The 12,527-nt window shown below is 69.0% G+C and carries 2 protein-coding genes; both read left to right on the forward strand.

Annotation, left to right across the window (positions count from 1 at the left end; genetic code table 11):
- The first annotated feature begins 680 nt into the window (after positions 1-680).
- Positions 681-4,565: a phosphoribosylformylglycinamidine synthase gene (purL, locus tag AC5P7R_RS11010; protein WP_495213849.1), complete on the forward strand. Its 3,885-nt coding sequence runs from the start codon at positions 681-683 to the stop codon at positions 4,563-4,565.
- Positions 4,566-5,002: 437 nt separating this feature from the next.
- A complete protein-coding gene (locus AC5P7R_RS11015; RefSeq protein WP_494540198.1) occupies positions 5,003-12,526 on the forward strand; it encodes an ESPR-type extended signal peptide-containing protein in 7,524 nt (2,507 codons plus the stop codon).
- Position 12,527: the final 1 nt, after the last annotated feature.

The raw sequence follows: 12,527 nt of genomic DNA on the forward strand, positions 1-12,527 counted from the left end.
GTCCGGCGCCAGGTAGGGACAACGTTGTCATCAATCGTGTGGTCAATCCGTGAGCAAGCGCATGGTTCGGGGAATCGGGCGGAGAGCGCGCTGCGCGCTGCGCGCGGTCGGCGGCCATCGGCGGAGCCCCTCGTGGCTGGGGCTTTCCGCGAACAGCGGATTTCTGGGGGTTGGCCGGGCGGGTGGGCTGCGCAGGGGACGCTGCAAGTACGTCCATGTAAGCTCGGTCGCCGCATCCATGCGGCTCACGCCCCTGCGCAGCCCACCCGCCCGGCCACGGACAGGTTCCTGCGCGGCCAGCCACGAAAGACAGAAGAAAAAAACAAAGGCAAAAGCCGGTCGCTGCGCTCTTCAATGCCTGATTTCTGACATTTCCTGGGTGCCGGCCAGCGGCCGGCACTACCGGGAAGCATTCACGCATGGCCGCAGATCGCGGAAATCTGTCGGGGGCGGGGGGGTGGGGGCCAGCAGGACCGTTGGCGCCATGGATGGCGCCATCGAGCCCCCATTGATGGGTTTACGGCGTGTCCTGCTGGCCCGCCAGCCCACAGGAAGCCAGCTCTTGCTGTTGCTGTTGCCGTTGCCCTGGCCTCGGCGGGTGCCGGGCGCCGCCCGGCCAGAGCCCTTCCCCCGCTTCCGGTACAATGTCGGGCCCGTTTCCCAACTACGGTTCCCCGGACATGATGGTCCTCGAGGGCGCGCCCGCCCTGTCGCCGTTCCGCCGCGAACGTCTTGAATCCCGCCTGCAGTCCATCGCTCCCTCCCTGCGCATCAGCGGTGCCTGGCACGTCTACTTCGTGCAGCCCGAAGGCAGCGCCGCCCCCGACCTGACCACGCTGTGCCGCATCCTCGAAGCGGCGCCGCAGGCCGAAGCCGTGGCCGAAGGCGCAGTCAGCCGCATCGTGGTGCCGCGCCTGGGCACGCTGTCGCCGTGGTCGAGCAAGGCCACCGAACTGGTCCGAGGTGCCGGCCAGCCGGTCAGCCGGGTCGAGCGTGGCCTGCGCATCGACGTGCAGGGTTGGCCGGCCGATGCCGCCGCCCAGCAGGCGCTGGTCAAGGCGCTGCACGACCCGATGACGCAGTCCGTGCTGGAGACCGTGGAACAGGGCCAGGCGCTGTTCTCGGCACCGGCCCGGGGTGAACTGGAGCGCGTGCCGGTGGACCAGCTGGAGGCCGCCAACCAGCGCCTCGGCCTGGCCATGGCCCAGGACGAGATCGACTACCTGCGCGAGCGTTTCACTGCGCTGGGCCGGTCGCCGTCGGACGTGGAACTGATGATGTTCGCGCAGGCCAATTCCGAGCACTGCCGCCACAAGATCTTCAACGCCAGCTGGACCATCGACGGCCAGGAGCAGGACCGCTCGCTGTTCCGGATGATCAAGAACACGCACCAGCAGACCCCGCAGCACACGCTCAGCGCGTACAGCGACAACGCCGCGGTGATTGAAGGCCATCCGGCGTCGCGTTACCGCCCGGATCCGGCCAGCGGCGAGTACCGCCGCGAGCCGCAGGTGCCCAGCGCGTTCCAGATCAAGGTGGAAACGCACAACCACCCGACCGCGATCGCGCCATTCCCGGGCGCCTCGACCGGTGCCGGTGGCGAGATCCGCGACGAAGGCGCGACCGGCCGCGGCGGCAAGCCCAAGGCCGGCCTGACCGGCTTCTCGGTTTCGCACCTGCGCATTCCGGAACTGCCGCAGCCGTGGGAGGCGCCGCGCGCGCTGAACCCGCGCATGGCACCGGCGCTGGAAATCATGACCGACGGCCCGCTCGGTGGCGCGGCGTTCAACAACGAGTTCGGCCGCCCGAACCTGCTCGGCTACTTCCGCAGTTTCGAACTGCCCGAAGGCGCCGATCTGGTGCGCGCCTACGACAAGCCGATCATGCTGGCCGGTGGCCTCGGCGCGATCGACCGCGTGCAGGTCGACAAGATCCCGCTGCAGGCCGGTGATGCGGTCATCGTGCTGGGTGGCCCGGCGATGCTGATCGGCCTGGGCGGCGGTGCCGCCAGTTCGGTGGCCTCCGGTGAAAGCGCCGAGGACCTGGACTTCGCCAGCGTGCAGCGCGACAACCCGGAAATGGAACGCCGCTGCCAGGAGGTCATCGACCGCTGCGTGGCGATGGGCGCCGACAACCCGATCAAGTTCTTCCACGATGTCGGCGCCGGTGGCCTGTCCAATGCCATCCCCGAACTGCTGCACGACTCCAGGGTCGGCGGCGTGATCGATCTGGGCAAGGTGCCCACCGATGATCCGTCGCTGTCGCCGATGCAGCTGTGGTGCAACGAATCGCAGGAACGCTACGTGCTGGGCGTGGCCCAGGAGCGCCTGGCCGAGTTCGCCGCGCTGTGTGCTCGTGAGCGCTGCCCGTTCGCTGCAGTTGGCGTGGCGACCGCCGAGGAACATCTGGTGGTGGCCTATGGCGCCGTGCCGGGCCACACCCCGGCCGACGCACCGATCGACCTGCCGATGGACGTGCTGTTCGGCAAGCCGCCGAAGATGCACCGCGACACTGCGCACCCGCCGGCACCGCGCTGGCCGGCGCTGAAGACCGGTGGCCTGGATCTGCAGGAAGCAGGCCTGCGCGTGCTCGCGCACCCGACGGTCGCCTCGAAGAACTTCCTGGTCACCATCGGTGATCGCAGCGTCGGTGGCCTGACCGCACGCGAACAGATGGTCGGTCCGTGGCAGCTGCCGGTGGCCGACGTGGCGATCACCCTGGCCGACTTCGACGGCGTCGCCGGCGAAGCGATGTCGATCGGCGAGCGCACCCCACTGGCCCTGCTCGATGCGGCTGCTTCGGCACGCATGGCGGTGGGTGAAGCGCTGACCAACCTGTGCGCGGCGCCGGTCGATGCGCTGGATGAGATCAAGCTGTCGGCGAACTGGATGGCCGCGGCCGGCCACCCGGGCGAAGACGCACTGCTGTACGACGCGGTGAAGGCAGTGGGCATGGAGCTGTGCCCGCAGCTGGACATCAGCATCCCGGTGGGCAAGGACTCGTTGTCGATGCAGGCGCAGTGGCACGACCAGGGTGAGGCGCACAAGAGCGTGTCGCCGGTGTCGCTGGTGATCTCGGCGTTCGCGCCGGTGGCCGACGTGCGCCAGCAGTTGACCCCGCTGCTCGACCGGGAGGTGGACAGCGAGCTGTGGCTGATCGGCCTGGGGGCCGGCAAGCAACGCCTGGGTGGTTCGATCCTGGCCCAGGTGCATGCCGACCACAGCGAACTGCCGGCCTTTGCCGGTGCCGCCCCGGACCTGGACGATCCGCAGCGCCTGCGGGGTTTCTTCGAACTGATCCGCGATGCGCGCCAGTCCGGCCTGCTGCTGGCCTATCACGACCGCAGCGACGGCGGTGCCTTCGCCGCGTTGTGCGAAATGGCCTTCACCTCGCGCCTGGGCCTGGACATCACCCTCGATGCCTGGGGTGACGATCCGTTCCGCAGCCTGTTCAACGAAGAACTGGGTGCGGTGGTGCAGATCGCACGCGAAGACCGCGCCGCGTTTGCCGACCTTGTCGAACGCCATGCATTGACCGAATGCGCGCAGCGCATCGCCAAGCCGACCACCGCACCGGTGGTGCGCGTGTCGCTGGGTGGCGAAAGCCTGGCCGAATGGCGCTGGGAAGCGTTGTTCGACGCGTGGTGGTCGGTTACCCACGCGATGCAGAAGCGCCGCGACAATCCGGCCAATGCCGACGCAGAGCGCGAGGTGGCACGTGCCTTCAACGCACCGGGCCTGAAGCCGAAGCTAAGTTTCGATCTCAACGAAGACGTGGCCGCACCGTTCATCAGCAGCGGTGCGCGCCCGCGCGTGGCCGTGCTGCGCGAGCAGGGCGTCAATGGCCAGATCGAAATGGCCAACGCCTTCGAACGCGCCGGCTTCCGCGCCTTCGACGTGCACATGAGCGACCTGATCGAAGGCCGCGTGGCGCTGCAGGACTTCACCGGCCTGGTGGCCTGTGGTGGCTTCAGCTATGGCGACGTGCTCGGTGCCGGCCGTGGCTGGGCTACCTCGATCCTGGAGCGCAGCGTACTGCGTGATGCCTTCGCCGCGTTCTTCGCACGCGAAGACAGCTTCGCGCTGGGCGTGTGCAATGGCTGCCAGATGATGAGCCAGCTGAAGAACATCATTCCGGGTGCCGAGCACTGGCCGCAGTTCCGCCGCAATGCCAGCGAGCAGTTCGAAGCCCGTACCGCACTGCTGGAAGTGGTGGAGTCGCCGTCGATCCTGCTGCGTGGCATGGCCGGCTCGCGCCTGCCGGTGGCGGTGGCGCATGGTGAAGGCCAGGCAGTGTTCGACACGGCCGTCGACCAGGCCGCGGCCCGCGTCTCGCTGCGTTACATTGATGGCCATGGCAACGTTGCCAGCCAGTATCCGCTGAATCCGAATGGTTCGCCGGATGGCATCACCGGCCTCACCAGCAGCGACGGCCGGGTCACCATCATGATGCCGCACCCCGAGCGCACCCCGCGCGCGCTCAACATGAGCTGGGCGCCGGCCGAATGGCAGGGTGATTCGCCGTGGATGCGCATGTTCCGCAACGCACGGGTGTGGTGCGGCTGATCGCAGCATTGCGCGCACGGCGCAATGCCATCGCGTATGGAAAACCCGCCGCGTTGCCGGCGGGTTTTTCTTTGCGCGCGCGAAACCCTTGTCGCGTCCGCTAGTTACATCGGTTTTCATGCGCCAGCAGTTCGTCACGTGTGCATAACGAAGTTCTTTTATAAACACGCGAAATGGTGAACTGCTTCACGGCAATAGGATTTGCCGTGTCAAAGTCTTGACGATCTGCAAAGTTGCCGTTAACACTTGAAGCCCGTTTCAGAATCATTCATTTCGCAGTAACCGCTTGGCGCATGCGCTCGGGTTTCTGTCGCTGCGCGCCGTTCGGCATTACCCGCAGTAAATCACGCGAATAGACGCCCCCAGGGGACGCTGGGCCAGAAGGCTCGGCGATGGCGTCGCTTTGCCCAAAACCAGTCCAATCAGGAGCCGTACCGATGAATCGGATTTATCGCAAGGTCTGGAACAAAGCATTGGGTCAGTTGGTGGTGGCCTCGGAGCTGGCCTCCTCCGACAGCAGCGGTGGTGTTGTCGACCAGCGCCGCGATACGACACAGGCCACGCCCGCGCTGTTGGCGGTGGCACTGGGCCTGGTATTGGGATTGGGCATGAGCAGTTCCGCCGCTGCACAGTCGGTGCAGATCGGTGGCAGCGCCACCTGTGTGGCACTCAGCGGCAAGCTGCTGGAAAAGTGCCTGGTTGAAGGCACGGCCAGTGCCAAGGGCAGCAACGCGGTGGCGATCGGTGGCAACAGCAGCGCCAGTGCAGCCAACAGCGTTGCGCTGGGCGCAGGCTCCAAGGCTACGCGCGCCAACACGGTGTCTGTCGGCGATGCCGGCAAGGAACGGCAGATCACCAACGTGGCCGCCGGTACCCAGGCCACCGATGCGGTGAACAAGGGGCAGCTGGATGCGCAGGCGCGCGCCACGCAGGCCGCGCTGGCGGATGTCGCCGCAGCTGGGGACCGCTACTTCAAGGCTGATGGCGCAGGTGATGACAGCGACGCGGCCAAGATCGACGGGCAAGGCGCGGTAGCCGCCGGTGCCGGCGCCCAGTCCTTGGCCAATGCCACCACCGCCGTCGGCACCCAGGCCATTGCCGCCGGTCTCGGCGCCAGTGCGTTCGGACAAGGCGCATTGGCGATCGGCGATGCCAGCGTGGTGGTCGGGCAGAGCGCCGCAGCGTTCGGTCTCGGTGACACCGCCGTTGGCGCCAGCGCCTATGCCGCCAGCGAGAACGGCGCGGCCACCGCGCTGGGTGCGTTGTCCGAAGCAAGCGCCGACGGCGCCACTGCCGTAGGTGGTGGCGCTGTGGCGATGGGCCCAGGCAGTTCCGCACTGGGTCGAGGCGCCACTGCCGCAAACGAAGCCTCGATTGCGGTGGGTGCATTCAGTACCGCCGTGGGCGAATACAGCACCGCACTGGGCTCCAATTCGGCGGCGGTTGCCACCGGCAGCGTGGCGCTGGGCGCAGGCTCGCTGGCCGACCGTGTCGATACGGTGTCCGTCGGTGCGACCGAGTACGGCCTGACCCGGCAGATCACCAGCGTTGCGGCAGGTACTGAAGATACCGACGCGGTCAATGTCGGCCAGCTGAAGGACGTGGCTGCCGTGGCCGATGCCACCGCCAAGCGGTTCCAGGCTACTGGCAGCAGCAACAGCGATGCCGGCGCGCTGGCCGAAGGTGACGAGGCACTGGCGGCCGGCGAGGCGGCCAACGCCATCGGCAACGGCGCCACCGCTGTGGGCGCGGGCGCCAACGCCATTGCGCAGAATGCGACCGCCGTGGGCAACAACGCACTGGCCTCGGGCCAGAACAGTGCCGCGTTCGGCAACAACGCACAGGCCAACGGCCCGGGCAGCGTCGCCGTCGGTGGTGCCGCTGTTGATGCCGATGGCAATCCGCTGATCACCAGTGGCGGCGTGCCGGTGGAAACCGGCGCCACCAGCGCCGGTGTCGGTGGCACCGCGGTGGGCGCCAGTGCCGAAGCCAGTGGATTTGCGGCGTCGTCCTACGGCGTTGGCGCGTATGCCGCCGGTGCGCAGTCGTCGGCATTCGGTGCGGTCGCCAATGCCATCGGTGACTACTCCACCGCACTGGGTACGCAGAGTACCGCCACTGGTAGCAGCAGCGTCGCCATCGGCGGCCCGGCCGACCTGATTCCGGGCCTGGGCTTCTTCGTGCAGACCCAGGCCAGCGGTGAAGCGGCGACGGCCGTCGGCGCCGGTGCCATCGCCAGCGGTGATCGTGCGGTGGCCAACGGCAGCCTGACCGAAGCGTCCGGTGCGGAATCCACCGCCGTCGGCTACTTCGCTTACGCCCCGGGTGAGAATGCCAGCGCACTCGGCGCGCAGACCTGGGCCAGCGGCGCGCAGAGTACCGCCGTCGGGTACTACGCCACCGCGCGTGGCGCCAACAGTGTCGCGCTTGGCGCGAATTCCGAAGCGGTGCGCGCCAACAGCGTGGCCGTCGGCAGTGCCGGCAACGAACGGCAGATCACCAGCGTCGCTGCCGGCAGCGAAGCCACCGATGCAGTGAACAAGGCGCAGCTGGACGCCGTGGCCAGTACCGCGGACAACACCGCGCGCTTCTTCCAGGCCCAGCCGGAAGCGGGCAGTAATGCCGGTGCGCTCGCCGAGGGCGAAGGCGCGGTGGCGGCCGGTTCGTCGAGCAATGCGATCGGCGCCGGTGCGGTTGCACATGGCGCCGCCGCTTCGGCGATCGGTGATGACAGCGTGGCGGTGGGTCGCAACAGCAGCGCCACCGGCAACGGCGGTGTTGCCATCGGTGGCCTCGGCCAGGCCTACGACGAGTACAACCAGCCGATCATCGGTGCCGACGGCACGGCGCAGCAGGTAGGCACCACCGCCGTCGCCAACGCCACCGCAGTGGGCAGCGGCGCACAGGCCACCGGCGCCGCCAGCAGCGCGTTCGGCAATGCGGCCAAGGCCAGCGGGGACAACAGCTTCGCTGCTGGCGGCACGTCGCGTGCAACCGGCAGCTATGCGGTCGCGGTTGGTGACAGCGCCTTCGCCAGCAGCGATGACAGCACCGCGGTAGGGGGTTACAGCTGGGCGACGGCCAGTGGCGCAGCAGCGTTCGGTTCGGGTGCGTGGGCCACCGCCACCAACGCGTCGGCCTTTGGCAACGCGGCCTGGGCCAGTGGCAGCGGCGCAACCTCCATCGGCTACAACAGCTGGGCCAATGGGGCCAGTTCCACTGCGGTCGGCCGCGGTGCGTTCGGCTATGGCGACAACAGCGTGGCACTGGGCTTCCAGGCGCTGGGCAACAGCATCAACAGCATCGCCATCGGTACCAATACGGTGGCCGGCGGCGAAAGTGCGATCGCATTGGGCGCCGGCAGCAACGCCAGCGCCAGCAATGCTGTCGCGCTCGGTGCCGGTTCGGTTGCCAGCCGTGCACGCACGGTGTCGGTGGGCAGCAGCGGCAACGAACGCCAGGTCACCAACGTCGCTGCCGGTACCCAAGCCACGGACGCGGTGAACAAGGCACAGCTGGATGCAGTGGCAACCACCGCCACCACCACCAGCCGCTTCTTCCAGGCCAGCGGCAACGGCGACGACGTGACTGGTGCCCTGGTGGACGGTGACAACGCGCTGGCCGCCGGTGATGCGGCCAACGCCATCGGCAACGGCGCCACCGCGCTCGGCAGTGGTGCCAATGCGCTGGCCAACAACGCGCAGGCGATCGGCTTCAACGCGCTGGCCAGCGCCGCCAACGCCAGCGCCGTCGGTGCCAACGCGCAGGCCACCGGTGAGTACGCCACCGCACAGGGCGCGGAAAGCGAAGCCAGCGGCGAGCAGAGCGCGGCGTTCGGCGCGGCCAGCGTTGCCAGTGGCGCCGGAAGCACTGCCAATGGCGTTCTGTCCGAAGCGTCCGGTGAAGAGGCCGTAGCCATGGGCTACTTCAGCAATGCCAGCGGCGATGCGGCCACCGCTGTCGGCAGCGAGAGCGTGGCCAGCGGCACCGCGTCGGCAGCGTTCGGCATCGGTGCAGAAGCGACCGGTGGCTACAGCACCGCCATCGGTGGCTATGCGCAGGCCTCGGCGTTCAACGCCACCGCCTTCGGCAACTTCGCCAATGCCTCCGGTTCCAACAGTGTGGCAGTGGGTGGCGATGCGGAAGCCTCCGGTGCCTACAGCACGGCCACCGGCCAGGGCAGCCTGGCCACCGGCACCAACAGTGTTGCCGTCGGCGGTTCGCTGTTCGGCGTGCTGGCCACCGAAGCATCGGGCAACTACTCCACCGCCGTCGGTGGTGGCGCCTGGTCCGGTGGCATCAACAGCACCGCACTGGGCAACGCCGCCGAATCGCGCGCGGCCAACAGCGTGGCGCTGGGTGCCGATTCGATCGCCGACCGCGACAACACCGTGTCGGTGGGCGGTGGTGGCAATACCCGCCAGATCACCAACGTGGCTGCTGGCACGCAGGGCACTGATGCGGTCAACAAGAACCAGCTCGACGCCGTAGCCGCTGCAGCGGAAAAGACCAGCAGGCAGTTCCAGGCCAGTGGCAACGCCGATGGTGAAACCGGCGCCCTGGTTGAGGGCGACAACGCGTTGGCCGCCGGTGATGCGGCCAACGCCATCGGCAACGGCGCCACCGCACTCGGTAGCGGCGCCAATGCGCTGGCGGCCAACGCCACGGCGGTGGGCCTCGATGCGCTGGCCACCGGCGACAACGCCGCAGCGTTGGGCAGTGCCGCACAGGCCACCGGCGAAGACAGCCTTGCGCTCGGCACCGGCGCCAGCGCCAGCGAGCTGGGTGCCAGTGCCGTGGGTGCGCGTGCACAGGCCAGTGGTGCATACAGCACCGCGACCGGCACTGAATCCAACGCCAGCGGCACGCAGGCACTGGCCAGCGGCTTCCGCAGCGCCGCCTCGGCCGATGGCACCACCGCCGTCGGTGGCTATGCCGAAGCAAGCGGACGCCTCGGCACCGCGTTGGGCTATGGCTCGGCGGCCAGTGGTGCCAACACCACGGCAGTCGGCTTCGGCGCTGCCGCGGCCGGTACCGGTGCCGTGGCCGTAGGTCAGTCCAGCGAGGCCAGTGGCGAGGAGAGTGTGGCCATTGGTGGCAGCACCTTCTTCGGCTTGATCCCGTCGCGTGCCAGCGGCACTGGTGCAGCGGCATTCGGTGCGGGTGCGTGGGCGACCGAAGACTACGCGACCGCGATCGGCTGGAACTCGTGGGCGGATGCGGCGGATGCCACTGCGCTGGGTGCCGGTGCCACCGCCAGTGGGTTGAACAGCGTGGCGCTGGGCGCCGGCTCCAAGGCCGAGCGCGACAATACCGTGGCTGTGGGAACCGCGGGCGGTGAGCGCCAGGTGACCCATGTTGCAGCCGGCACTGAAGCCACCGATGCGGTGAACAAGGGCCAGCTGGACGCGGTGGCCAGCGTTGCCGACAAGACCAGCCGCCAGTTCCAGGCCAGCGGCAATGCCGATGGCGAAGCAGGCGCACTGGTGGAGGGTGACAACGCGCTCGCCGCTGGCAATGCGGCCAATGCAATTGGCAACGGCGCTACCGCGTTGGGCAGCGGCGCAACGGTGGTCGCTGCCAATGCCACGGCGGTCGGCGTCGACGCACTGGCCACGGCCGAGCAGAGCGTGGCCATCGGCAGCGGTGCCAGCAGCACCGCAGACAGTGCCGTTGCGCTGGGTGCACAGAGCAGCAGCGGCGGCGCCGCCAGCATTGCGATCGGCGCGCAGTCGCAGTCGCAGGGCATCGGGGCGACCGCTGTCGGCGGCATGGCCGAGGCCGCCGGCCTTGCGGCTACCGCAGTGGGCTACGGCGCGATCGCCGATGGCCGCGAAACGACCGCAGTCGGCAACTTCGCGCAGGCCAGCGGCTGGCGCGCCACGGCGTTTGGTGCAGGTGCCAGCGCCGGCTTCTTCGGCACCGCCGTAGGCAGTGCTGCGCAGGCCGCCGATGTTTCCACGGCGGTGGGCCAGGGCACCATCGCGCAGATCGCCGGCGCCGGCTTCGGCGTGCAGGCAAAGGCTGGCGAGTACGGCACCGCTCTGGGCAACAACGCCGCCACCGGGTTGAACGGCGTGGCGGTCGGCTTCAACGCACTGGCCGGACAGGATGCCGCCAGCGCCAGCGCCGGCCAGTTCACTACCGCCATCGGCAGTGAAGCGTGGGCCACCGAAGATGGCGCCACCGTGGTCGGTTACAACAGCTATGCGCAGGCCAGCAACGCGACGGTGCTCGGCAGCAACACCTGGACCACCAAGGACGCCGGTAACAGCGTCGCGTTGGGCGCGGGCTCGCTGGCCGACCGCGCCAACACGGTGTCGGTGGGTGCTGCGCAGGAGTGGGTCGATGCCGCCGGCGTCACCCACAGCGCGATCAACCGCCAGCTCACCAATGTCGCGGCGGGTACGCAGGCCACCGATGCGGTGAACAAGGGCCAGCTCGATGCAGTGGCCGCCACCGCCGATGCGGTCGGCCAACGCTTCAAGGCCAACGGTTCGGGTACCGCCAGTGCCACCGGCACCGATGCCGTGGCCATTGGCGGCAACGCCAACGCCAGTGGCGGCCGCAGCAATGCGTTGGGCAGCGGTGCCGCGGCCATCGGCAATGCGACGCTGGCACTGGGTGCCAACAGCGGCGCCAGCGGCAACAACTCGGTGGCATTGGGTGCCGGTTCGCGCGCGCTGGAGGCCAACGTGGTCTCGGTCGGCGGTGGCAACGGCACCGCCGGTCCGGCCACGCGGCGCATCGTCAACGTCGCCGACGGCCGCATCGCTGCCGGCAGCACCGATGCGATCACCGGCTCCCAGCTCAACGTCACCAACCAGCGGGTGGGAGCAGTGGAAACCCGCGTGGGTGACTTCGACTCGCGCATCGCGACGGTCGAGACCACGGCGGCCAGTGCGGTCGGCTACGACGACGCCAGCCGTGACCGACTGACCCTGTCCGGTTTCCAGGGCACCACCATCGACAACGTCGGTGCCGGCAGCATCGCCGCCGGTAGCCGCCAGGCGATCAACGGCGGGCAGCTGTTCCAGTCGCTAAGTGATGCCGCCAGCTTCCTCGGCGGTGGCGCCAGCGTTGGCATGCAGGGCGTGTTCGTGGCGCCGAACTACGTGATCCAGGGCGCCACCTACAGCAACGTCGGCGATGCGCTGGGCGCGCTGGACCGCAAGGTCAGCGAGATCGACCGTCGCACCGCCGGTGGCACGCGTGCCGGAACCGCCAGCCTGCGCGCGATGAGTGCCTCGCTGGATGACAGCCCGCTGGCCAGCGCCGCGGATGCGCGTGCAACAGCCGATGCAGCACCGGCCGGCACCGCGCGGGTGCAGGGCACGCCGACGGCCGCCGCGGCGGGTGCTGGCATTCCGGTCGGGACCCCGGCGACCGGCGCCAATGCGGTGGCCATGGGCGAGGGCGCCGTCGCCAGCGGCGCGTCGTCCACCGCCGTCGGCCAGGGTGCCAGTGCCACGGCTGCCAACGCCGTGGCACTGGGCCAGGGTTCGGTCGCTGATCGTGCCAACACCGTGTCGGTCGGCAGCGAAGGCAACGAACGCCAGGTCACCAACGTCGCCGCCGGCACCACCGCCACCGACGCCGTCAACAAGGGCCAGCTGGACCGTGGCGTGGCCACGGCGAACAGCTACACCGACAGCCGCGTCCAGGCCGTCGCCGACAGCTTCGATGTGTTCAAGGGTGAAATCGATGGACGCCTGCGCCACATGGACCGCCGCATCGACCGCCAGGGTGCGATGAGTGCGGCGATGCTCAACATGGCCACCAGTGCCGCCGGTATCCGCACCCAGAACCGGGTCGGCGTCGGCATCGGTTTCCAGGGCGGCGAGTCGGCGTTGTCGCTGGGCTACCAGCGTGCGATCAGCGATCGCGCCACGGTTACCTTCGGCGGTGCCTTCAGCAGTGACGACAGCTCGGTTGGCGTCGGTGCCGGCTTCGGCTGGTAAG

The organism is Stenotrophomonas sp. YJH_SMC_27 (assembly GCF_059369815.1).

Excerpts from the sequence above, each read along its gene's own strand:
- purL (WP_495213849.1), top strand. The coding sequence starts at position 681 with ATGATGGTCCTCGAGGGCGCGCCCGCCCTGTCGCCGTTCCGCCGCGAA.
- AC5P7R_RS11015 (WP_494540198.1), top strand. The coding sequence starts at position 5,003 with ATGAATCGGATTTATCGCAAGGTCTGGAACAAAGCATTGGGTCAGTTG.